The sequence below is a fragment of the Streptomyces sp. NPDC002851 genome, from assembly GCF_053591935.1.
Genome location: NZ_JBSFUT010000002.1, coordinates 171713 through 194672, shown reverse-complemented (window position 1 = coordinate 194672; position 22960 = coordinate 171713). Strand labels below are relative to the sequence as shown.

The 22960-nt window shown below is 68.6% G+C and carries 25 protein-coding genes; 16 read left to right on the top strand and 9 right to left on the bottom strand.

Annotated features, from left to right (window positions below):
• The first annotated feature begins 1 nt into the window (after window position 1).
• Together ACWD10_RS02755 and ACWD10_RS02750 are read left to right on the top strand one after the other, a co-directional pair.
• Entirely contained in the window at window positions 2-574 is a 573-nt protein-coding gene (locus ACWD10_RS02755) for a transposase (RefSeq protein ID WP_451086240.1), read from the top strand.
• 137 nt (window positions 575-711) lie between these two features.
• Window positions 712-1047: a putative quinol monooxygenase gene (locus ACWD10_RS02750; protein ID WP_451086238.1), complete on the top strand. Its 336-nt coding sequence runs from the start codon at window positions 712-714 to the stop codon at window positions 1045-1047.
• Window positions 1048-1161: 114 nt separating this feature from the next.
• Here the strand turns inward: ACWD10_RS02750 and ACWD10_RS02745 are convergent, their stop codons facing one another.
• From ACWD10_RS02745 to ACWD10_RS02715, 7 genes are all read right to left on the bottom strand, one after another.
• On the bottom strand, window positions 1162-2748 hold the full coding sequence (locus ACWD10_RS02745; protein ID WP_451086236.1) for an APC family permease: 1587 nt from the start codon (window positions 2746-2748) through the stop codon (window positions 1162-1164).
• A 269-nt stretch (window positions 2749-3017) separates the two neighbouring features.
• Window positions 3018-4475, bottom strand: coding sequence for an aldehyde dehydrogenase family protein (locus ACWD10_RS02740; protein WP_451086235.1), 1458 nt, complete (start codon window positions 4473-4475; stop codon window positions 3018-3020).
• Window positions 4472-6211, bottom strand: coding sequence for an N-acyl-D-amino-acid deacylase family protein (locus tag ACWD10_RS02735; RefSeq protein WP_451086233.1), 1740 nt, complete (start codon window positions 6209-6211; stop codon window positions 4472-4474). The genes ACWD10_RS02740 and ACWD10_RS02735 overlap by 4 nt, the downstream gene beginning before the upstream one ends.
• Before the next feature lie 96 nt (window positions 6212-6307).
• On the bottom strand, window positions 6308-7426 hold the full coding sequence (locus ACWD10_RS02730; RefSeq protein WP_451086529.1) for an LLM class flavin-dependent oxidoreductase: 1119 nt from the start codon (window positions 7424-7426) through the stop codon (window positions 6308-6310).
• 145 nt (window positions 7427-7571) lie between these two features.
• Window positions 7572-8357, bottom strand: coding sequence for an SDR family NAD(P)-dependent oxidoreductase (locus ACWD10_RS02725; RefSeq protein WP_451086231.1), 786 nt, complete (start codon window positions 8355-8357; stop codon window positions 7572-7574).
• Between the two features lie 102 nt (window positions 8358-8459).
• Window positions 8460-9383: an LLM class F420-dependent oxidoreductase gene (locus tag ACWD10_RS02720; protein WP_451086229.1), complete on the bottom strand. Its 924-nt coding sequence runs from the start codon at window positions 9381-9383 to the stop codon at window positions 8460-8462.
• Window positions 9384-9436: 53 nt separating this feature from the next.
• The gene (locus ACWD10_RS02715) at window positions 9437-10690 is read right to left on the bottom strand and encodes an amidohydrolase family protein (RefSeq protein ID WP_451086227.1); all 1254 of its coding nucleotides are present in this window, start codon (window positions 10688-10690) and stop codon (window positions 9437-9439) included.
• A gap of 364 nt (window positions 10691-11054) precedes the next feature.
• Between ACWD10_RS02715 and ACWD10_RS02710 the strand changes: the two genes are divergently transcribed.
• From ACWD10_RS02710 to ACWD10_RS02690, 5 genes are all read left to right on the top strand, one after another.
• Window positions 11055-14012, top strand: a complete 2958-nt coding sequence (locus tag ACWD10_RS02710; RefSeq protein WP_451086225.1) for an AfsR/SARP family transcriptional regulator — start codon at window positions 11055-11057, stop codon at window positions 14010-14012.
• A gap of 205 nt (window positions 14013-14217) precedes the next feature.
• Window positions 14218-14391 carry a hypothetical protein gene (locus ACWD10_RS02705; RefSeq protein WP_451086223.1) on the top strand — a complete coding sequence of 58 codons (174 nt, stop codon included), beginning with the start codon at window positions 14218-14220 and terminating at the stop codon, window positions 14389-14391.
• 129 nt (window positions 14392-14520) lie between these two features.
• Window positions 14521-14745, top strand: a complete 225-nt coding sequence (locus ACWD10_RS02700) for a hypothetical protein (protein WP_451086221.1) — start codon at window positions 14521-14523, stop codon at window positions 14743-14745.
• A 37-nt stretch (window positions 14746-14782) separates the two neighbouring features.
• Entirely contained in the window at window positions 14783-16057 is a 1275-nt protein-coding gene (locus ACWD10_RS02695; protein ID WP_451086219.1) for an esterase-like activity of phytase family protein, read from the top strand.
• Between the two features lie 152 nt (window positions 16058-16209).
• On the top strand, window positions 16210-16839 hold the full coding sequence (locus ACWD10_RS02690; RefSeq protein ID WP_451086217.1) for an exonuclease domain-containing protein: 630 nt from the start codon (window positions 16210-16212) through the stop codon (window positions 16837-16839).
• Window positions 16840-16884: 45 nt separating this feature from the next.
• On the opposite strand, the gene ACWD10_RS02685 is transcribed toward ACWD10_RS02690, so the two are convergent.
• Entirely contained in the window at window positions 16885-17388 is a 504-nt protein-coding gene (locus ACWD10_RS02685) for a GNAT family N-acetyltransferase (protein ID WP_451086215.1), read from the bottom strand.
• A 27-nt stretch (window positions 17389-17415) separates the two neighbouring features.
• Entirely contained in the window at window positions 17416-17925 is a 510-nt protein-coding gene (locus ACWD10_RS02680) for an ATP-binding protein (protein WP_451086213.1), read from the bottom strand.
• Window positions 17926-18204: 279 nt separating this feature from the next.
• On the opposite strand from ACWD10_RS02680, the gene ACWD10_RS02675 reads away from it, so the two are divergent.
• The 9 genes from ACWD10_RS02675 (at window position 18205) to ACWD10_RS02635 (ending at window position 22950) form a co-directional block, all read left to right on the top strand.
• Window positions 18205-19056 carry a helix-turn-helix domain-containing protein gene (locus ACWD10_RS02675; protein ID WP_451086211.1) on the top strand — a complete coding sequence of 284 codons (852 nt, stop codon included), beginning with the start codon at window positions 18205-18207 and terminating at the stop codon, window positions 19054-19056.
• Between the two features lie 11 nt (window positions 19057-19067).
• On the top strand, window positions 19068-19259 hold the full coding sequence (locus ACWD10_RS02670; protein WP_451086209.1) for a hypothetical protein: 192 nt from the start codon (window positions 19068-19070) through the stop codon (window positions 19257-19259).
• Window positions 19260-19384: 125 nt separating this feature from the next.
• On the top strand, window positions 19385-19594 hold the full coding sequence (locus tag ACWD10_RS02665; RefSeq protein WP_451086207.1) for a hypothetical protein: 210 nt from the start codon (window positions 19385-19387) through the stop codon (window positions 19592-19594).
• The gene (locus ACWD10_RS02660) at window positions 19578-20102 is read left to right on the top strand and encodes a DUF6879 family protein (protein WP_451086205.1); all 525 of its coding nucleotides are present in this window, start codon (window positions 19578-19580) and stop codon (window positions 20100-20102) included. The genes ACWD10_RS02665 and ACWD10_RS02660 overlap by 17 nt, the downstream gene beginning before the upstream one ends.
• A complete protein-coding gene (locus tag ACWD10_RS02655) occupies window positions 20092-20925 on the top strand; it encodes a helix-turn-helix domain-containing protein (RefSeq protein ID WP_451086203.1) in 834 nt (277 codons plus the stop codon). The genes ACWD10_RS02660 and ACWD10_RS02655 overlap by 11 nt, the downstream gene beginning before the upstream one ends.
• A gap of 62 nt (window positions 20926-20987) precedes the next feature.
• Window positions 20988-21305, top strand: coding sequence for a hypothetical protein (locus ACWD10_RS02650; protein WP_451086201.1), 318 nt, complete (start codon window positions 20988-20990; stop codon window positions 21303-21305).
• Between the two features lie 47 nt (window positions 21306-21352).
• Entirely contained in the window at window positions 21353-21796 is a 444-nt protein-coding gene (locus tag ACWD10_RS02645) for a glycine-rich domain-containing protein (RefSeq protein ID WP_451086199.1), read from the top strand.
• A 56-nt stretch (window positions 21797-21852) separates the two neighbouring features.
• Complete coding sequence (locus ACWD10_RS02640) at window positions 21853-22284, top strand: hypothetical protein (protein WP_451086197.1); 432 nt, start codon at window positions 21853-21855, stop codon at window positions 22282-22284.
• Between the two features lie 162 nt (window positions 22285-22446).
• Entirely contained in the window at window positions 22447-22950 is a 504-nt protein-coding gene (locus ACWD10_RS02635) for a hypothetical protein (RefSeq protein WP_451086195.1), read from the top strand.
• Window positions 22951-22960: the final 10 nt, after the last annotated feature.

The following is a 22960-nucleotide window of genomic DNA, read 5'->3' as shown; positions in this document are numbered from 1 at the left end:
CGTGACCAGCCCGACCGACCTCTTCCGCGGGATCCGCGAGCGCGGCTACCCAGGCAGCGATCTGCCCGTTCGCCGCTACGTCGCCGGACTCAAGACCGGCACCGTCGAACCCGCCCGCGGCGCCCCCCAGTCCACGGAAGATCATCACGTGGATCATGCTGCCCCGCAGCACTCGCAGGCCCTCGGAGGAAGACAACTCCTGACCGCACGGCTGGCGTGCCCCGACATCGCCCGAGCCTGCGACCTCGCCCGCACCTTCCACGACCTGCTCCAACACCGTCGCGGCCACCAGCTGTTGGCCCGGGTACAGGAGGCCGAACGTGACTCTCCAGGGCCCATGCTCTCCTTCTCGAAGAGCCTCTGCCTCGACCGCGATGCCGTCACCGCCGGCCTCACCCTCCCGTGGAGCTCGGGCATCGTCGAAGGTCATGTCAACCGCATCAAGACCATCAAGCGAGCCATGTACGGCCGAGCTTCGTTCCGCCTCCTACGTACGCCCTGCTCCGAGCGTGACCGGGGATTCACGGAATCGCGGCCTGAACCTCTTTCATCCCCACCCCGCCCCTTCCCGTAACTGGGGCAAGCCCCAGGCCCCCTTGTCGCGCTGATCACGCTCGACCTCAAACGCCGGACGGGCCGATTCTTCCGGCAGAGCCGGAATCCGGGTGCCCCGCACTGGCACCGCCCGGACGGCACCGCCACCCTGAACCCATGATCTTCATCGCCGTACGTTTCACCGTCCGCCCCGAACACACCGACACCTGGCTCGACCGCGTCGACGCCTTCACCCGCGCCACCCGCGCCGAGCCCGGCAACCTCTTCTTCGACTGGTCCCGGAGCACCGAGAACCCGAACCAGTTCGTGCTGCTCGAAGCCTTCGCGGACGGCGACGCGGGCGCCGCACACGTCCAGTCCGAGCACTTCAAGGCGGGCCTGGAGACGATGGCCGAGGCGATCGCCACGACCCCCGAGATCATCAACGTGGAGATCCCGGAGGCCCAGGGCTGGAGCGAGATGGCGGAGCTGTCGCCGCAGAACCCGGCCTGATCCCGGCCTGATCCCGGAAGCCCCGCCATGGCCCGGCGCCGCGCGCAGCACACGACGACGGCCCGTCCCCCCACGGGACGGGCCGTCGTCGTTCCCCACCGGTGGGCGGGAAGATCAGTCCTCGACCACCAGCGCCGGTGTCTCCGTCGTCAGCACCTCGCCCCGGAAGAACGCCGGGCTGCGGCGCTGCATGACCAGCATCAGCACGGCCCCGAGCAGCAGCAGGCCCACGCCGATGACGAAGACCGAGCCGACGCCGAAGACGGCCGAGCCACTGCCGTAGGCCGGGTCCCACATGTCCTTGAGGGTCTGGACGAAGACCGCCGTGAGCATCAGGCCGCCGAGGCCCGGCAGGACGCCCTTGACCAGCAGCTCCTTGACCGAGGTGCGCAGTTCGCGGCGGAAGAACCAGACGCAGGCGAACGCCGTGATCGCGTAGTAGAAGCAGATCATGAGGCCGAGCGCGTAGATCGTGTCCAGGAGCACGTTCTCGCTCAGCAGCGTCATGACCGTGTAGAAGACGCCGGTCCCGACGCCCGCCGCGATCGTGGCCAGGCCGGGCGTCTTGAAGCGCGGGTGCACCTTGGCGAAGGACTCCGGGAATGCCTGGTACGTGCCCATGGCGAGGGCCGTGCGGGCCACCGGGATGAACGTGGTCTGGAGGCTGGCCGCCGCCGAGGCGAGTACCGCCAGGAAGAGCAGCATCCCGAAGCCGCTGCCCATGATCGGGTCGGCGAGCACGGCGAAGACGTTGTCGGCGGTGTCCGGGTTGCCGAGCCCGGTGCCCTCCTCGCCGATGCCCGCGTACATCTGGGTGGCGATGGCGACGAGCAGGTACGAGGCGACGATCACGACGATCGCGAGCATGGCCGCACGGCCGGGCGTCTTCGCGCTGCCGACGCTCTCCTCATTGACGGACAGGCAGGTGTCCCAGCCCCAGTAGATGAAGATCGAGAGGGAGAGTCCGGCGGTGAAGGCGGCGAAGGACTCGACGCCGAAGGGGTTCATCCAGGACCAGGAGAAGTCCAGGGAGCCGACGACCTCGTCCGACTTCGTCACGGCCATCACCACGAACAGGGCCAGGACCGCCAGCTGGAGGGCCACCAGCGCGTACTGCACCCACTTCGTGGCCGTGATGCCGCGGTAGCTCAGCGCGGTGGCCGCCGCGACGAACACGAGCGTGGTGAGGATGTGGATCGCCTTGTTGCCGTCCAGGGCGGCGATCGACTCGCTGCCCGTCACCTCGCCCGCGAGCAGCCAGAAGAAGTTCGTTGCCACACCCGCCAGGTTCGAGAGCACGACGATCGTGGCGACAAGCAGGCCCCAGCCGCACATCCAGCCGACGCGCGGCCCGAAGGCCTTGACGGTCCAGGTGAAGGAGGTGCCGCAGTCCGGCAGCGCCTTGTTCAGCTCGCGGTAGGCGAAGGCGACGAGCAGCATCGGCAGGAACCCGGCGAGGAAGATCGCCGGCATCTGCAGGCCGACCTCGCTCACGGTCGGGCCGAGCGTGCTGGTCAGGCAGTAGACCGGCGCGACCGTCGAGATCCCGATCGCGGAACTGCCGACGAGGCCCAGTGAGTTGCCACTGAGTCCTTTGGCGCGTACGCCGTCCTGGGCGATGCCATCCTGGGCGTTGCCGTCTGCGGCGGCCACGCCCCGTACCGTGTCTCCGCCCTGGGGCGGGGATTCGAGCTGCGTCATGCAAAGGACGGTAGGTGCTGCGGTTTCCACATCCGGAGGATTTGAGTCCGGTACTTAAACCTTGAATCAGCCGATGCGAATCGGATATCGATCAAGGATTGTTAGGCACACGCGAGACTTCGGTCACAGATTCACAGGACTGAAGTCCTGTTTCCGCCATGCGGGAACCGCAGAGGTGTCTGTTTTGTCCGGAATCAAAATTTCCCGTCCTTGTTTTGAACGTCACTCGAAACCCGGCGCGCGGTCACTCAGGGCCACTCAACGGGCACTCAGCCAGACCACACCACCGCCTGCAGCTCGCTGTACGCGTGCAGGGCGTACGAACCCACGTCCCGGCCCACCCCGCTCTGCTTGAACCCGCCGAACGGGGCCTCCATGTTCCGGCCCACCGTGTTCACGCCGACCCCGCCCGCCCGCAGCCGCCGCGCCACCCGGAAGGCGCGGGCGGCGTCCCCGGACCAGACGTAGTCGATGAGGCCGTAGTCGCTGTCGTTGGCGAGCCGGACCCCCTCTTCCTCGTCGTCGAAGGGGATCACCACGACCACCGGGCCGAAGATCTCCTCCCGGGCCACCCGCATCTCATTCGTGCAGTCCGCAAGGAGCGTCGGGGCCACGTAGAAGCCGCGCTCAAGGGGCGGCCGGTCGCCGCCCGCGACCACCCTCGCGCCCTCCTTGCGGCCGAGCTCGACGTACGACTCGACGCGCTCGCGGTGGGCCGCCGAGATCACCGGGCCGACCACCGTGCCCTGCTCGGCCGGATCCCCGACCTTCAGGAACCCGATGTAGCCCGCCAGCTTCTCGACCACCTGCTCATACACGCCCCGCTGCGCGAGCACCCGCGTCGGCGCCGTACAGATCTGGCCGCTGTAGAAGGCGTACGTCGTGCCGATGCCCCGTACTGCCGCATCGAGATCGGCATCGTCGAAGACGACCGCCGCGCCCTTGCCGCCCAGCTCCATGAGCTGCCGTTTCATCGTGCGGCCGCACACCTCGCCGATCCGCCGCCCGACCGCCGTAGAGCCGGTGAAGCTCACCATGTCGACGTCCGGGGAGTCGACGGCCGCCTCGCCGACCGCCACATCCGTCCCGGAGACCACATTCACCACCCCGCGCGGAACGCCCGCCTCCGCCAGGGCGGCCGCCATCCGGTACACCGACAGCGGGTCCTGCGGCGCGGGCTTCACGACCACCGTGTTGCCCATGGCGAGGGCGGGCGCGACCTTGCCCGCCGGGTTGGCCCACGGGTTGTTGTACGACGTGACGCAGGTGACCACGCCGACCGGCTGCCGGATCGCGAGCGCCCCGAGCACCGAGGCCGGGCCCATCGGACCCGCCTCGGTGACCTGGGGCGGCAGCGCGTGCTCGACCGGCTCCAGGGCCCCCTTGGCGTACCGCGCGAACCGGGCGGCGCCCACGGCGACCTGCATGCCGCGGGCGGTGCCGGTGGTGGCGCCGGTCTCGGCCTGGGCGATCCTTGCGGACTCGGCGGCGTCGCGGCGGATGAGCTCCGCGGCCCGGTCCAGGAGTGCGGAGCGTTCCTCCGGCGGCGTCCGCGACCAGTCGTCGAACGCCTCCCGGGCCGCCGCGGCCGCCGCGTACACCTGCTCGCGCGACGCCTCGGGCGCGAGCCCGACGACGCCCTCGCTCGCCGGATCGATCACCTCGTAGTGCCCGTGGTCCGGGTCGACCCACTCGCCGCCGATGAACAGCCGCTGCCCGGAGGTCACTGGGTGCTCACCGTCCGGGTGTCCCGGCCCGACCGGAGGACCTTGCCGGGGACCGCGCCGGTGACGGTGTCCTCGCGGATGGCCTCGACCCCGTTGACCCAGACCGCGGTGACGCCGAGCGCCTTGGAGTCCAGGCGCGGGCTGTCGCCCGGCAGGTCGTGCACGAGCGTGGCCGGGCCCGCGTCGATCTTCTCCGGGTCGAAGAGCACCAGGTCGGCGTGGAAGCCCTCCTCGATGCGGCCGCGCTCGCGGAGCCCGAAGAGCTGCGCGGGGTCGTCGGTCAGCATCTTCACGGCCCGCTCAAGGGTCGTGAGCTTCCGGCCGCGCAGACAGTCGCCGATGAAGCGGGTCGTGTACGGCGCGCCGCACATCCGGTCCAGATGCGCGCCCGCGTCCGAGCCGCCGAGCATGACGTCCTCGTGCTCCCAGGTCTGCTTGCGCAGCTCCCAGGAGGCCGGGTCGTTGTCCGGGGGCATCGGCCACAGCACCGTACGCAGCTCGTCGTTGGCGCAGATCTCCACCAGGCACTGGAACGGGTCCTGCCCGCGCTCGGCGGCGATGTCCTGGACGACCCGGCCCGTCAGGCCCTCGTTCTCCTTGCTGTACGTGTCCCCGATGACGTACCGGCCGAAGTCGGTGAGCCGCTTGAAGACCCCGGCCTCCTTGCTGTCGGCCCGGCGCAGCATCTCCTTCCGTACCTCCGGGTCGCGCAGCTTCGCGATCCGCTCGGGCACGGGCAGGCCGAGGATGTCGCCCCAGCCGGGGATGAAGTTGAGGGCGCAGTACGTGCCCAGGGACATGTTCATGGGCGTGAGGATCGGCATCGTGAGCGCCACGATCCGGCCACCGGCCTTGCGCGCCCGCTCGCTCGGCACGAGCTGCCGCGGCACCCGCTCGGGCACGGCGGCGTCGATGGTCAGCACGTTCCAGTTGAGCGGCCGCCCGGCGGCGGCGGACATGTCCACGAAGAGATCGATCTCGTCGTCGGAGAACTGATCGAGACACCCGGCGACGATCGCCTCCAGCTGGGTGCCCTCGTGCTCGGCCACGGCGCGGGAGAGCGCGAGGAGTTCGTCGGGCTTGGCGTGCCGGGAGGCGACGGGCTCACCGTCCCCGTCGGAGTGCGTGGACGACTGGGTGGTGGAGAGCCCCCAGGCCCCTTCCTCCATGGCTTGATGGAACAGCCGCAGCATGTCCTTGAGTTGTTCGGGTGTGGGCTGCCCCCCGACCGCGTCCTCCCCCATGACGTACCGCCGCAGGGCGCAGTGCCCCACCATGAACCCGGCGTTGACCGCGATCCGGCCCTCGAGGGCGTCGAGGTACTCCCCGAAGCCGGACCAGTTCCAGGGCGCCCCCTCTTCGAGGGCTACCAGGGACATCCCCTCGACCTTGGACATCATGCGGCGCGTGTAGTCGGCGTCCTGGGGACGATCGGGGTGCAGCGGCGCCAGCGTGAAGCCGCAGTTGCCGCCCGCGACGGTGGTGACGCCGTGGTTGAGCGACGGTGTCGCGTACGGGTCCCAGAACAGCTGGGCGTCGTAGTGCGTATGCGGGTCGACGAATCCGGGGGCGAGGACCTTGCCGTCGGCGTCCTCGCTGGTGCGCGCCGCTTCGGTGACGGTTCCTGGCTCGGCGATCACGGCGATCCGGCCGTCCCGGATACCGACGTCACCGACGTACGCGGGGGCTCCGGTGCCGTCGACGACGGTCGCGCCCTTGATGAGGTGGTCGAGCATGACGTGCTTTCCCCTCCTGTTACGCCACTCCTGTTACGCCACTCCTGTTACGCCACTCCTGTTACGTCGCTCCTGTTACGTCGCTCCTCTTACGTCTTACGCCGCCCGCCGGAACCTGGTCGTACGGTGCACGGGGTCGGTGTCGATCCGCGGAATCACGTGCTCCCCGATGAGCCGGATCGTCTGGAGCGTGTCCTCCCGGGAGATCCCGATCGGCAGCCCGAACGACAACTGATCGGCGCCCGCCTGCTCCCACCGCTTGCACTGCGTGCGCACCTCGTCCGGATCACCGCAGATCAGCAGCTCCTCGGAGATGAGCAGCTCGATGATCTCCTCGTTGAACTCCGGCAGCGTCTCCGGCCACACCGGGAAGCCCTCGGGCCGCGGGAACGTGTCGTGGTAGCGGAAGACCAGCGACTGCAGATAGTTGAGCCCCCCGGTCGCCGCGATCCGCACCGCCTCCTCGTGCGTGGGCGCGCAGATGGCCGTGGACGTCACCATGACGTTGTCGTTGACGTAGTCCCCGATCGGCTCGGCGTCCTTGATGGCCCCCTTGTACTGCTCGAGGACCCACTCCATGTCGGACACCTTCTGCACGCTGAAGCCGAGTACCCCGAGCCCCTTCTTCGCGGCCATGGCGTACGAGGGCGGGGATCCGGCCGCGTACCACATGGCGGGGTGCGACTTGCCGTACGGCTTGGGCAGCACCTTGCGCGGCGGAAGCGACCAGTGCTTGCCCTGGAACCCCTGGTACTCGTCCTGGAGCCACATCTTGGGGAACTCGGCGATGGTCTCTTCCCAGATCTCCTTGGTGTAGTTCATATCGGTGACGCCCGGGATGAACCCAAGAATCTCGTGCGACCCGGCGCCGCGCCCGGACCCGAACTCGTGCCGCCCTTCGGAGAGATGGTCGAGCATGGCGACCTTCTCGGCGACCTTCACCGGGTGGTTGACCTGCGCGAGCGGGTTGAAGATCCCGGAGCCGAGATGGATCCGGTCCGTCGCGTGCGCGAGGTACCCGAGGAAGACGTCATTGGCGGAGAGGTGCGAGTACTCCTCCAGGAAGTGGTGCTCCGACGCCCAGGCGTATTTGAAACCCGACTTGTCCGCCTGGACGACGTACTCGGTCTCGTTCATCAGCGCCCGGTGCTCGGCCTGCGGATCGGTCAGGGCCTGCTTGCCGACGTACCCCTGTACAAAGAGCCCGAATTCCAAGGAGTTCACCGTCCTCTGATTCCCTGGTTCCTCCTGACGGTTTCTGACGAACCGTCAGATCTGAATGCGTCGACTGTTCCACCGAGGCCGAGGCCCGTCAATACTGATGAACCGTCAGATCTCCTCGGGTGGACGTCAGACGCCATCAGATGACGCTGACCCCGGCCAGCCACCCACCGTCGATCACGAACGGCTGCCCGGTGATGTACGAGGAGTCCGCGCCGGAGAGGAAGAGCGCCAGGTCGGCCACCTCACGCGGCCGGCCGACCCGCCCGAGCGGCACCAGCTTCCGGTACAGCTCGTCGAGGGCCGCCGAGGTCTCGGCGGGGTCGGCATCGGGGTCGAGCTGCGAGGGGTTGGACATCGGGGTGTCGATGGCCCCCGGGCACACGGCGTTCACCCGGATCCCGCTCGGCGCCAGCTCCATGGCGGCGACGCGGGTGAGCCCGAGGATGGCGTGCTTGGTCGCGGCGTACGTGCCCACGGCGGCCATGCCGGTCATCGCGGTGTACGAGGCCGTGTTGACGATGGTCCCGCCCCCGGCGGCGGCGAGCTCGGGCGCGACGGCCTTGAGCCCGAGGAAGCACCCCACCTGATTGACCTGCACGACCTGCATGAACTCGTCGAGCGGGGTGTCGACGAGGGCGTTGAACCGCAGGATGCCCGCGTTGTTGACCAGCCCGTCGACCTTCCCGAAGGCGTCCTTGGCCGCGGCGACGGCGGCGGTCCAGTCGTCCTCGCGGCTCACGTCGAGGTGGATGTACCGGGCCCGCTCCTCCCCTATTTCCTTGGCGACGGCCTGCCCCTGCTCGTCGAGCACATCAGCGAGGACGACCTTCGCGCCCTCGTCGGCGAAGAGCCGCGCTTCTTGCTCACCTTGGCCGCGGGCGGCCCCGGTGATGATGACTACGCGGTCATCCAGCTTGCCCATGTGTCTGCCTCCTGTCGGTTGAATGGGCCCCACCCCGCCCGGGCATTTGTTTCAGCCCTTCCGGCGTTTGAGGAGCGGGGGTCCGGTGGGCAGAGCCCCCGGTTACGGGAAGGGGCGGGGCTGGGGAAGAAGAGGCGCTACCTCAGCGCCGAACGCCTCGACCTGCTCCACGAGTTCACCCCGGCTCCGCGACCGGAACCGCACCTGTACCTGCCCCACCCCCATCGCGGCGTACTCGGCAAGCGACTCCGCGAGCGCCTCCGGCTTGCCGGAAAGGGTGCGGCGCCCCACGTCCCAGCGGGGTGTGCCGACATACAAGGGCTCGGCGATGGCCCCGATGACCGGCGGCTCCTCGATCCCGGCGGCCTCACGCAGTTGCAGCAACCGGCCGATCTTCCGGGGCAGTTCGGAGCGACGGTCCCCCTGGGGCAGCCAGCCATCGCCCCGCGTCGCCGCCCGGCGTACCGCGGCCGGAGAGGAGCCACCGACCCAGATCGGCACGCGCTCCTGCACAGGCCGCGGCCGCTGCCCAAGCCCGCTGAACTCGTAGAACTCACCCCGATGTGCGGGAAACTCCTCCGGCCCGAGCGCGGCCCGCAACGCGTCCACGCACTCGTCGAGCACCCGCCCGCGCCCCTCGAAGTCCGCCCCGAGCGCCTCGAACTCCTCCCGCACGTGCCCGGCCCCGACCCCGAGGATCAGCCGTCCGCCGCTGAGGTGGTCGAGGGTCGCGTACTGCTTGGCCGTGGCGAGCGGATGCCGGAGCCCGACGACCGCGACATGGCTGAGCAGGCGTACCCGCTCGGTGACCCCGGCGAGAAAGGCGAGCGTGGCCACGGGGTCGTACCAGACGGTGCTCATCGCGTCCGCGAGCCGTCGCGGAATCGCCACGTGGTCGCAGCACGCGATGTACGCGAAGCCCGCCCGGTCGGCCGCCCGGGCCACCTCGGCCAGGTCCTCGACCCCGGCCGCCGCCTCCCAGGACTCGGCGTAGATCGTGCTCTGGGACTGGACGGGAAGCTGCATGCCGTACGCCAGTCGCGCCCGTCGCCCCAGTCCCCCCGGAGTCGTTCCCCGCCTCATGAGGAACCCGCCCCACCAGGATGCGTGGGCGCCGAGGGGCCCCACAGCCCGTCCCCCGTCAGACCGAGCAGATCGACAGCATTCCGCCGCACGATCCGCTCCACGACATCCGGCGCCAGATGCCCCATCTGGGACTCCCCCACCTCCCGCGACTTGGGCCAGGTGGAGTCGGAATGCGGGTAATCGGTCTCGTACAAGACATTCTTGACGCCGATCGCGTCGAGGTTCTTCAGTCCGAAGGCATCGTCGAAGAAGCAGCCGAAGACATGCTCCGCGAACAGCTCGGACGGCGGCCGGTGCACCTTGTCCGCGACCCCGCCCCAGCCGCGGTTCTCCTCCCAGACGACGTCCGCGCGCTCCAGGATGTACGGAATCCAGCCGATCTGGCCCTCGGCGTACATGACCCGGAGGTTCGGGAACCGCTCGAATTTGCCACTCATCAGCCAGTCGACCATCGAGAAGCAGCAGTTGGCGAACGTGATGGTGGAGCCGACCGCGGGCGGCGCGTCGGGGGACGTGGAGGGCATCTTCGAGGACGAGCCGATGTGCATGGCGACGACGGTCCCGGTCTCGTCGCAGGCCGCGAGGAACGGGTCCCAGTAGTCGGTGTGGATGGAGGGGAGCCCGAGGTGCGGCGGTATCTCCGAGAACGCGACCGCCCGCACGCCGCGCGCGGCATTGCGTCGTACCTCCGCGGCGGCCAACTCGGCGTCCCACAACGGGATGAGGGTGAGCGGGATCAGGCGCCCGCGCGCCTGCGGTCCGCACCACTCCTCCACCATCCAGTCGTTGTACGCCCGCACGCTGAGCAGCCCGAGCTCGCGGTCCTTGGCCTCGGTGAAGGTCTGACCGCAGAAGCGCGGGAAGGTCGGGAAGCAGACGGCGGACTGGACGTGGTTGACGTCCATGTCGGCGAGGCGGGACGGCACGTCGTACGAACCCGGGCGCATCTGCTCGTACGTGATGACCTCGAGCTTGATCTCGTCGCGGTCGTAGCCGACGGCGGTGTCGAGCCGGGTCAGCGGCCGGTGCAGATCCTCATAGATCCACCAGTCACCGATGGGCCCGTCATCGCCCTGCTCGCCCATGACGGGCGCGAACTTCCCACCCAGGAAGGACATTTCCTTCAGGGGTGCGCGCACGATCCGGGGGCCGATGTCGTGGTACTTCGACGGGAGCCGGTCCCGCCAGACGTTGGGGGGCTCCACCGTGTGGTCGTCCACCGAGATGATCTTCGGGAAGGTCTCCATGCGCTCCACGGTAGCGCTGATCTGACGCCCCGTCAGCTCTCCGGACAGTTGCTTGCGAAGGCAATCCGACGACGATCCGAGGACGGTCCATCGGAGACCCGAGGGCGATCCGCGGCCGACCCGAGAACGGCCCAAGAACGACCCGATGCCGTGAAAGTGGCGGGAAATAGCCGGAGTAGAGGGTGCGTGGACGTTGTGAGAGGTACCTCCCCCTGCTGACGCGGACGCCCCCGACAAGGCAAACTGGCACGGACAATTCCATGTGTGTGGACCGGGCGGCGGGGGAAGGCAGCTCCCGGCCCTCGGTTCCACCGGCCCGCTCCAGAGGGCTCCAGCACGTCCGCAGGTCGCCAGGGGGACAACGATGGACGGTGTACCGCGCGTACCCGAGCAGCGGCGCCCGGAGGGGCCGCCGTTGCGCTTCAGCGTGCTCGGACCAGTACGTGCGTGGCGCGGCGAGGAGCCCCTGAACACCGGCTCCCCACAGCAGCGCGCCCTGCTCGCGGCCCTGCTCCTGCGCGAGGGCCGCACGGCCACGGCGGCCGAGCTGATCGACGCGATCTGGGGCGAGGAGCCGCCGTCACAGGCCCTCGCGGCGGTACGGACGTACGCCTCGCGGCTGCGGAAGATCCTGGACGCGGGGGTGCTTGCGAGCGAGGCGGGCGGCTACGCGATCCGGCTGCCGGTGGGCGGCAGTTCCGGCGTACCCGGAGGCGAGGCGCTCGACCTGACCCAGGCCGAGGAGCTGGCCGGGGACGCGGAAAAGGCGCGCGGCGCGGGTGACCTGTGCCAGGCGCGGGGTCTCATCAACAAGGCCCTGGCCCTCTGGGACGGCGGGCCGCTCGCCAACGTCCCCGGCCCGTACGCGGACACGCAGCGCACCCGCCTGGAGGAGTGGCGCCTCCAACTCCTCGAATCCCGCCTGGACATGGACCTGGAACAGGGCTGCCACGCGGAGGCGGTCTCGGAACTGACGGCCCTGACGGCAGCGCACCCGCTGCGGGAGCGCTTCCGCGAGGTGTTGATGCTGGCCCTGTACCGCTCGGGCCGCCAGGCGGAGGCGCTCGCGGTGTACGCGGACACGCGCCGCCTGCTCGCGGACGAGCTTGGGGTCGACCCGCAGCCCGGGCTGGCGGAACTGCAGCAGCGGATCTTGCAGGCGGATCCCGGGTTGGCGGAACCTTCGGTTCCGGCCGCGGAGCAGACGGTGTCGCTGGTCCGCCCGGCCCAGCTCCCGGCGACTGTCCCGGACTTCACGGGCCGCGTGGCCTTCGTGGAGGAACTGGGCGAGGTCCTGGCCTCGGCGGAGGGCCGGGTCATGGCGGTCTCGGCCCTGGCGGGCATCGGCGGCGTGGGTAAAACCACGCTTGCGGTGCATGTGGCGCATGCGGCCCGCACCCACTTCCCCGACGGCCAGCTCTACGTCGACCTGCAGGGCGCGGGCGCCCGGGCGGCCGAGCCGGAAACGGTCCTGGGCGCCTTCCTGCGCGCCCTCGGCACGGCGGACTCGGCGATTCCGGACACCCTGGAGGAGCGGGCGGCGCTCTTCCGCTCGGTCCTGGACGGCCGCAGACTCCTTGTCCTCCTGGACAACGCCCGCGATGCCGCCCAGGTGAGACCGCTCCTGCCGGGCACGGCGGGCTGCGCGGCGCTCATCACCTCCCGGGTCCGGATGGTCGGCCTGGCGGGCGCGCACCTGGTGGACCTGGATGTGATGTCGCCGGAGGAGGCGCTACAGCTCTTCACGAAGATCGTGGGCGAGGAGCGGGTCGCTTCGGAGCGTGAGGCAGCGCTGGATGTCGTTGCAGCGTGCGGCTTCCTGCCGTTGGCCATCCGCATCGCGGCTTCGCGCCTGGCGGCCCGGCGTACGTGGACGGTCTCGGTCCTGGCCGCGAAGCTGGCGGACGAACGCCGCAGGCTGGACGAGTTGCAGGCGGGCGACCTGGCAGTCAAGGCGACGTTCGAGCTCGGGTACGGCGCGCTGGACGCTGCGCAGGCGCGGGCGTTCAGGCTCCTGGGCCTGGCGGACGGCCCGGACATCTCGCTGGCGGCAGCGGCGGCGGTCCTGGACCAGCCGGTGGAGGCGACGGAGGACCTCCTGGAGTCCCTCGTCGACACATCGCTGTTGGAGTCGGCGGCCCCGGGCCGCTACCGCTACCACGATCTGGTCCGGCTCTACGCGCGTGCGTGCGCGGAACGGGACGAACATCCGCCCAGCGAGCGGGATGCGGCGCTTTCGCGGTTGCTGGACTTCTACTTGGCTACGGCGGCGGGCGTGTACGCCTGGGAGCGCCCCGGTGACCGCACCGTGGACCACCTGGAGGAGACCCAGTACCCCGCGCTCGACTTCACCGACAGCTCCGAGGCACTGGACTGGCTGCACGCGGAAGCCGACTGCATCCTCGCCTGCGTACAGCAGTCCCTGACCGAGGGCTCGCTGCGGCGCGCTGTCGACCTCCTGCTGGCGGCCAAGGACCTGGCCGAGTCCGGGGCAAGCTCACGGCGCTACGAGACCGCGACACTTGCCGCGCGCGACGCCGCCCGCGCTGCCCGGGACCCCCACTCGGAGGGGCGGGCCCGCACGACCCTGACCCAGGTGCACAGCCGGGCGGGCCGGTTCGACGAGGCCGACGCGGAGGCGGAGCAGGCCACCGAGCTCGGCCGCATCGCCGAGGACCCGTGGACCAGCGCCAACGCCCCCAATGAGCGGGGCATCATCGCCATCTACCGCAAGCACCACGAAGCGGGCGAGGCCCACCTGCAGCGGGCCATCAGGGCCTTCCGCGCGGACAGCAACCAGCCCGGTGAGGCCAGCGCCCTGTGCAACCTGTCCCGCATCCTGGTGGCGATGGGCCGCACCACGCAGGCCGTGGAACTCGCACAGCAGGGCATCGGTATCTACGACAACCTGGGCCTGACCGTACGTCTCGCCAACGGACGCCTTGCCCTCGGCATCGCCCTGACACGGGCAGGCCGTTACGCCGAGGCGCTCGGCAAACTCTCGGACGCCCTGGGCATTTTCACGGAGAACCGGCAGCGGCTCTGGGAGGGCTCGACACACTTCCGGATCGCCGAGGCACACCTCGCCGCAGGCCGTCCCGCCCAGGCCGCGCAACACGCCGAACAGGCGCTCGCCCTGCGCTGCATCGGTGGCGAGTGGGCGCAAGGCAACGTCCTGACGACACTGGGGTGCGCCCTGTCCGAGCTCGGTCAGGCCGACCGCGCGAAGGCGTGCTGGACCGAGGCTCTCGCGATCTACGAGCAGACGGACGCGCCCGAGGCAGACGTGGTGCGCCGACTGCTCGCCCCGATTGCCGCCTGACCAGCACGGCTCAAGCGTTCATCAATCGTTTATCGCAGTCCGGCAGTCTTCATTTCTGTCGAACCGTCGCCTCGGGGGGCAGACGGCTTGGCGGAGAGTCGCAGGGTTAAGGTGCGACTCCGCAGTGCCCGTCCGGCGGCCCTCGGGGGAGCTGCCGGGCGGGTGTTGCTACCCAACAATGCCGCCTACACAGGGGGAGTTCGTAATGAGCGACGAAGAGATCAAGAACAAGAAGAAGCCCACCATCAAGCCGACCGACAGCCACGCGGGCAGCTTGCCGGCGGACGTCAGCACGATGGACAGCCACGCCGGCAGCGAGCCGGTCGATGGCGGCATCACCACGCAGGACAGCCACGCGGGCAGCGAGCCCGCCAAGTAGTCCTGCCCTACGGGGGATCGGCCGCGACGGCGCGGAGGGGGAGCCGTCGCGGCCGACGCATGTTCCACCACAGATTCAGGCATATCTCTGACAACCGCTGTTCGAATTCCCGCCCCTGGAGGAGTCGGTATGACCCGCGCCAAGAAGACCTTCGTCACCCTCGCCGCCGCGGCCGCCGCACTGTGCGGCACCTCGGCCACGGCGTATGCCGACGGACACGCGGGCAACCCGGCCCCGCGGGACGGCGATACCGACACCGTAACGACGCAGGACGGACACGCGGGCAGCGTAGTGACCCTGGACGGCCCTCTTAGCTCCGAAGGCGCCAAGGGGCAGGAATACACGGGTGGGTGACTGCACTGGACGGGCCGGGCGGTACAACATCACCGCCATGAGAGCACCCTTGATGCGCCGAGCATGCGGCGCCGCCCTGGCCTTGACGACGATCCTGGCCCCCGCGGTGGCCGCCCAACCCGGCGGCACCGCCGAGCGGTCCGAGTCGCACAAGTCGTCCCAGCCGTCGCAGTCGTCGCAGTCGTCCCAGCCATCCCAGTCGTCTGCGCCGTACACGTCATCCGAGTCGTCCAAGTCCGCGGCAGCGGCAGCGGCACACGCGCGGCTGCTCGGCGAGAAGATCGTTCCGCACAAGCTCGACTTCCAGGGCACCACCGTCGGCGGGCTCTCCGGTATCGACCGGAACCCCTGCACCGGCGAGTACGTGTTCATCAGCGACGACCGTTCGTTCCAGCAGCCCGCCCGCTTCTACACGGCGAAGGTCGACGTGACCGCGGCCGGAGTGCGGTCCGTCGACTTCACCGGCACCCACCCCTTCCGCCAGCCCGACGGAACGGTCTACCCGCCGCCGACCGCGGGCGACGGCAAGGCCGTGGACCCGGAAGAGATCCGCGTCGCCCCGCGCGACTGCCGCTACTGGTGGTCGCAGGAGGGCAACCGGCCCAAGAACGCGGACGATCCGCTGATCCCGCAGACGATCCAGTTCGCCTCCCGCACCGGCGCCTACCTCGGCCAGCTGCCCCTGCCCGCGAACTACGAGATCACCACGGAGGAGCGGGGGCCGCGGCGGAACCAGGGCGTGGAGGCGTTCACCTTTGGTTTGCGGGGCCAGATGGTGACCAGCGCGGTCGAGGGTCCGCTGATCCAGGACGGTCCGGTACCCGACGTGAACCGCGGCGCACTGGTCCGCGTCACCCAGCAGACCCGAAGCGGCCACGTACTGGGGCAGTTCGCCTACCCCGTAGAGAAGATCTTCGCCCCGAACGACCCGGACAGCCCGTGGGGCCCGGACACCGGCGTCCCCTCGATCCTCGCCTTCCCGGACGACCCCCACCGCTACCTCGTCCTCGAACGCACCTGGGTGGCCGGCCACGGGTACAAGATCCGCCTCTACGACGCCACCACGCGCGGTGCGACCGACGTGCGCGCCATGGATTCCCTGGCCGGGGAAACAGGCGAAACAGTCGTGCCGATGCAGAAGACGCTCGTCGCGGACTTCCACGACCTACCCGGCCTGTCCACCGTGGACAACACCGAGGGCATGACGTGGGGCCCGGTCATGCCCTCCGGCGAACGCTCGCTGATCCTGGTCAGCGATGACAACTTCACGGAGGACGCGGTCACCCAGATCGTCGCCCTCGCCATCCGCTGAGAACCACCCGGCGCCACAAGGGGTGCCTCCGCTCCGTAGCCACTGAAGCGGCTGAAGCCACTGCTGGAGCGGAGGCACCGCCTCTTTGAACACCTGCTGAATCTGCCGTGATCACGACCCGTGTCAGGCCCGGGTTCTGCCATGGTGCTGGCATGGCAGCCGCTCCGACGACGTTCGTCGTATTCGACCTTGAATTCACCACTTGGCCCGGCGCCCTGGAACAGGGCTGGACGGCCCCCGGGCAGCTGCGCGAAATCGTGCAGATCGGGGCCCTACGGCTGAGCGAGGACTGCGCCATCCTTGAGGAGTACGAGGCGCTGGTGCGGCCCATCGCGAATCCTCAACTCTCGGACTACTTCACCCAACTCACCGGCATCGAACAGGAGTTGGTGGACCGGGAAGGAGCAGACCCCGCCGAAGCCCTGAGCGAACTGCTCGGATTCTGCCGGGGGCAGACCGTGCTCTCGTACGGCAACGACATGGTGGTTCTCGGGGAGAACCTCGCCTGGGCGCGAGCACGCGGCGACGAGATCAAGGGCAGCTTTCTCGACGCCGCCTTTCTGAACATCCGGCCCTGGCTCAACACCGTCGCGCCCGAGACGTCCGAGGCGAACGTCGGCCGACTATGGGAGGTGCTCGCCCTGCCCAAGCCCATGGCCGGGCAGGGTCAGGGGCGCGGTCAGAGGCAGGAGCACTCAGCGCTCTTCGACTGTTACTCCTTCGCCGATGCCCTGCGACACCTGCGCGCCCGCGGGGACGCCCTGCCCACAGGGTGCACGTAGACCGGCGGGGAGTCAGAGTGGTCAGGGTCAGGATCGGGGTCAGGGTCAGGGTCGCCAACAGAGCGACGGATCAGGGTGGTTGTCGAACCCCAGGTCCCGATAGAGCGGCTCGGACTCGGCCGAGGCGTGCAGATCCACCCGCGCGACGTCACGCTCCCGGAACCAGTCGAGCAGCCCGCGCATGATCCCCCGGCTGTAGCCGCGTCGCCGATACGCCGGGTCGGTCACGACGCCGATGACCTCCCCGATGCGCCCGTTACGTAGATGCGGCCCCGGCAGCCGCTGCTGAACGATCCCGATCCCACACGCAGCGAGACACCCGCCATCGCCCCCAAGCCCATGCCCGTCCCCCTCCCCATCCACGACGAGAATCCGGACATCGTCGGCCGTCAGCTGCTCCTTGAGAACCTCCACGAGCGCCGCCCGCCACCCGTCGTCCCCGGACGAGGGGTTGAAGAATTCACCGCCCAGCGTCTCGAACAACAGCCCCCGCAGCCGTACGAGTTCGCCGATATCCCCGTCACCTGCTTGCCGTACCAGATGCGACATGTAATAAGCCTAGGTACGGATTACCACTTACGGCAACCGTTCACCTCCGTACCGCCTGGCTCCCGCACACGGCAGCACCGCCCACATCCGCGTACCACCGTCGCCGCCCGGCTCCCGAGCCTCACCGAATCCCCAGTCGCCGTCGCACTCCTCCACCACACAGTCCAGGAGCCCGAGGACCGCACCGCGCGCACGGTCACAGGCGGCGGCCAAGTGGCGGCTGGTGTGGCGCGGATGGGAGTCGTGGAGCGTGATCCTGATCGTTCCGTCCCGGTAGCGGAGGGATAGATAGACCGCCTCGGCCGCCGTGAAACGGCAGGCGCAGGCGGTGAGTTCGCCGACCGCCTGCAACGTCGCGTCGGCCGCGCCCTGCAGTCCGTGGGCCGCCAGCATGCGGCGTGCGGCGGCGCGGGCGACGGACGGGCTGGTCAGCGCGGCGGGGAGGGTGAGGCTGTAGGCGAGTTCGTCGGGGGCGGGTGGGGTCGAGGAGGCGAGGTCGTCTGCGTGGGGAGTCGTGCAGGCAGCGGCGATGAGCATGGTGGACTCCTTTGTCCAGTAGAGGTGTTGGCGGTGTTGATGTGCCGATGGCCGCGAGCGGTGGCCTGTCTCCCTGACACGGCCCGCCCCTCCCAGGGATGGAGTTGCGGGCAGGCTCGTGTGATGCGCTTCCGCTTACGGCTTGCGTGAGCGTGGCATTACTCACCGTAGGGCATCGCAGAGTACATGTACTACCCCTTCCCGAATTCAGTCCACCTTCAGTGGACCCGGCGCCGGGCTCGGCGGCAGACTGAGCGCGATGCCGAACAGGAGGGGCTCATGTCGCCAAGGAGCACGACCACGGAGCGACAACGGCGCCTGGGCGCGGAGTTGCGGAAGATGCGGGTCGCGGCCGGGATGACGACGGAGTTCGCCGCGGGCCTTCTGGGCGTGCCCCGTACGAACGTGCCCAACATGGAGTCCGGCCGATCCGGCGTCAGCGCCGAGCGGGTGCGCACGCTCGCCTCCAACTACGGCTGCCCGGACACCGACTTCGTGGACGCACTTGCCGCGATGGCCACCGAGCGCGAGAAGGGCTGGTGGGAGTCGTACCAGGGTCAACTCCCGGCCAGTTTCCTCGACATCGCAGAGCTGGAGTGGCACGCGAAACGCCTACGTGTGGCACTTACCGTGCACTTGCCCGGCATGGTGCAGACCGAGGAGCGTGCCCGCGCCCTCTTCGAGGCGGTCATCCCCCGGCTACCCGATGCGGACATCGACGTACGCGTGGCACATCGCATGGACCGTCGACAGGTCCTCGAACGCCCCAACCCACCCGAGCTCGACATGATCGTGCACGAGGCCGCGCTGCGCATGGAGTTCGGCGGCGCGGCAGTTGCGCGTCGGCAGTTGCAACACCTGCTGGGCATCTCCGAGCGGGACTCCGTGAGCCTGCGGGTCATTCCCTTCAAGGCCGGGAGCTTCCCTGGTGCCGGTCAGACGGTTACCTACGCCGAAGCCACCGTGCCCGCGCTCGACACCGTAGAGCTGGACAGCACACACGGCCCGGAATTTATGGATGCAGAGATGCAGTTGCGGAAGTACAGAGCTCAGCTGGAGGCCATGGAGCAGGTCGCCATGACGCCCACGGCCTCCCGCGACTTCATCCACGCTCTGGCCCGCGACATCTAAGGGAGACAACCGTGTCCGCCATCAACTGGGAAGATCCCTTCTGCGGAGAAGCAGCCCACTGCTTCCGCCTCGGCACCGACCCCGAGGGCAACGCCTACATCGCCGTAGCAGGCCAAGAGGACCACTACCTCACCGACACCCACGAAGCCCTCCGCACCCTCATCCGCGACATCAAGGCGGGCAAGGCCGACCACCTGCTCTGAGCCCTGGTCAGCCCCGTTTTACCCGACAACGCGAATATCCGCGCTGTCGCATGGACGAGCCTGTCCGCCTCCTCGTACGGTCATCACGACCCGACCAAATGGGCTCACGAAACTGGGAGTTCAGCATGGCTCGAGAAGAACTGACCCGACTTACTGGCAGCGTCGGCGGCCCGAACTGTGACGACGACGACTGCCCCAACATCTACCGAACGGCGCGCGGCTCTCTCATCATCCAGGGCGAGGTATCCGAGGCCTTCGCTCCGGCCGCCGGAGAAGGTCTGGTCGAGATTCCCGAGCACGTGCTCAGGGAGGCTGTCCGTGCTCTTGGATGGTGAAGACTGGCGCAGATTCTTCGACGCTTTTGAGCGGGAGGCATGGCGGTTCGAGGCTCAGCCGACCTACACCATGCCCAAGGAACAGGAGAATGTGGCGCGCTTCCTGCGGGGCGGGGGTAAGCCCGTGGGCCACAACGCACGCTGGCACGAACGAGTTCGCGGCTTCGTCAAATCCGGCAGAAGCATCGGCCGTGTCCGTGTCGTGCGCCAACCGCTCACCGACTACCAGCGGTATCAGTTCGCATGGGGTATCCCCGGCAACATCTCGGCCGGGGAGGACATCCGCATCCTGGATGTGACACAGAGCGACTTCGGTTTGCCCCTCTCCTGCCGCGACTGGTGGATGTTCGACGAGTCCCGCATCGCTCACCTCAACTACCGGCCGGACGGCACACAGATCAACCGCGAGGCATACGACGGCGATCCCGCGCCCTACCGGAACTGGAAGCGGATCGCACTGGATCACGCCGTGCCTTTCGAGGAGTACGTGAAGGGTCTTGACGTTTGAACCGGGGCAGCTGGGTCAGTCCAAGGCCGACCTGGCTGAGACGCTCCGCGAAGCACGCAGGCGAGCCAGCCGTACACAAGTCTGGCTCGCCAAGCGCTGCAACATGTCGCAAACCAAGATCAGCAACATTGAAAGCGGGAAGCTCATACCGACTCTTGTCGATGTCGAGCTGATCCTCCGAGCACTTGACGCCCCACCGGAGCGGGTCGCAGAGGTGGCCGCCCTCGCCCGGCTCGCCAACACGGAATGGCAAGGGAAACGGAGATCGTGGCGGCGAGGGCTGGAGAAGCGACAAGCGGAACTGGCGGGACTTGAAGCAGAAGCCAGAGTGCTCCGCTACTTCCTGCCTGCAATGGTGACCGGGCTGCTTGCAACGCCTGAATACATCCGGGCAAGCCTCGGCCATGCGCCGGTCGACATCTCCATGACGGTGGCCAGGAAGCTTGAACGGCAATCGCTCCTCTACGACCACACCAAGCAGTTCACGTTTCTGCTGACGGAGCAGGCCGTCAGGTGGGCCGTGGTCCCCCCGGCGGCCATGGCCATACAAATGGACCGCTTGGCCTCGGTATCCCGTCTCCCTAACGTCCGCATCGGCGTCATACCCGTGGGCACGATGGTGGCGCGCGGCCCCATGAACACGTTCACGGTCTACGACCAGCGACTCGCAACCGTTGAGACATTCACGGGCCGAATCGCGTTTCAGGACATCCGGGACGTTGCCGAGCATCTCGAAGTATTCGGCCTGTACGAGCGACACGCCCTATTCGGTGAACAACTCAGAAGCCTTCTTCAGGAATGGTCAGCCGATTGCCGTTCTTGATCGGATACCCCACAACGCGAATAGGGCTGTAAGAACACCGCGGGGTTCGGAACGATGAGGTCATGCCGACCACGCCAAGGCCAAAGAAGCCAAGGAATCCGGCCACCCCAAAGGGCTGGCGCGTAGATCCGATCCCCAGCCGCCCGGCCTACCAGGGCGATGCGGGACACATTCTCATCCCGGTCTGGCTGACCAAGAACGGTCAGCACATGGCAGACACGGACATGGTCCTCCTGCCCGCCGAAGCGAAATTGCTGAGCGAGCGCCTGACCAACGCGCTGTGCGGTTCACGCTCGCCCCTGCAGGAACTCATCCGTGGTCGCGCCGTAGCTGACGGCCCCGGCGTCACGGTCGTGGCCAAACACCCGCACTTCTCCTGAGCTGCCAGGACTGAACCCAACTTCCTCCCTTAGAAGGGAAGAGACACATGACAGTCGCCCTTGAACGTCAGGTAAAGGCACGGCGAGGCCGTGAACTCGTCCCCGAGAAGCTGTTCAAGCACCTGGTGGACTTCTGCGCCGATGAGTACGGCCTCGAACACAGCATGGCCGACCGGATCATGGATCAGGGGCTGGCGTTCCTGTGGGTCATGGGCACGACCCGCACGGAAGACACCCTCGCCCCATCGAAGGAAGTCGATCCGGCCTGGCACACCTTCATACTCCACAGCATCGAGTACACCGACTGGTGCCACGAGAACTTCGGACGCTTTCTGCACCACATGCCCAACTCGAAGGTGCGTACCCGGGGCCTCATGGTCTCGGTCGTGGACCGGATCAAGGACGCAGGATTCGAGGTGGATGAGCGGCTGTGGCACACGGCTGCCGAGTGCAACGAACCGACCTGCTGCGGCGACGGCCCCTGCTGCTAGCTGTTCGAGCACCGGTGCCCGGGCTCGCGCGTCCGGGCACCTCCGGAAGGAACTTCATGCCGGAAGCCGCCCACAAAGGGCAAGGCCGAGTGACGGCCTTCAGCATTTTCGGCCCGGTGTTCGGCTACGCGTCGAAGCTCGTGGACGACCACCAGATCGCGTACGTCGGTCCGCTGACACCGGGAGTTCAGTGGGCCACGCTCTGGCAGCTGGCGGCCCGATGCTGCCGAGAGTCCGCGCGAGACCAAGAGAGAGCGCAATGGATCATCACTCAGGCAACCCGCGCCTTCATCATGCAAGCCGACATCGTCGCGAATCTGCCCACCGCGGATTGGCGGATGGAACCGGGCGGGCGCCGAAGCGACGTGGGGTCATGGGCGAACCATGAGGTGCTGATCACGGGAAACATGAGCGTCCCCGACCTCACGCCCGAACAGGTCTCGAAGCAACACACCCATTACCCGCACTACTTCACTGACCTCGTATGAATGATGGCGAGATCTCGCCCACTCAGGGGACCTGCCCGAACCGCGCGGAACCTGGCGCCCGGCCTGGCCCCCTGCCCTGCCCTCTGTCGCGCCTCCTCCAGCAGCACGGGGAGAATTCACCGTCATCTGCGTCATCGCCGTCTATCGCAGGAGGATGAGGAAGTGCCCGTCCCGGGTCAGCCGACCTGCTCTCCGCAATGCCTCGCCCGGGCGCAGCGTGCCGTTGCCGCCGCGTTGTGGCACTACACGGTCGCGCCGGTGGCCAAGCCGTACTTCGTACGAGGATGCGTCCCGGAACCAGGACCGGACCCGGACTCGGGCTCGGGCTCGGGCTCGGCTTCTGTGATCGTTGCCCTGTGGACAGGTCCCGCCGCGCGGGAGAAGAGCAACCTCTTCCTCCGCGTGCCCCTCGTATCCGGCGGACTGCCCGTTCCGGCGGCGCGGGTCGTGGTGGGGCTGATGCGGCTGGGCCGGGGGACGCATCTGTTCGGCTTCAGCGGTCGGCGCTTCGACGGCAAGCCGGTGCTCAACGGCGGTCAGCTGGCCGAAGGGCAGGGGGCGCCATGCCTGTGCGGGGGTGGGCACGGGGGCGACGGGGCCGGTGAAGACGAAGAGCCGCGGGGCTTCTACTTTGCGCGGCCCGGTGAGCTGAAGCGCTACCGATGAACCATCCCGG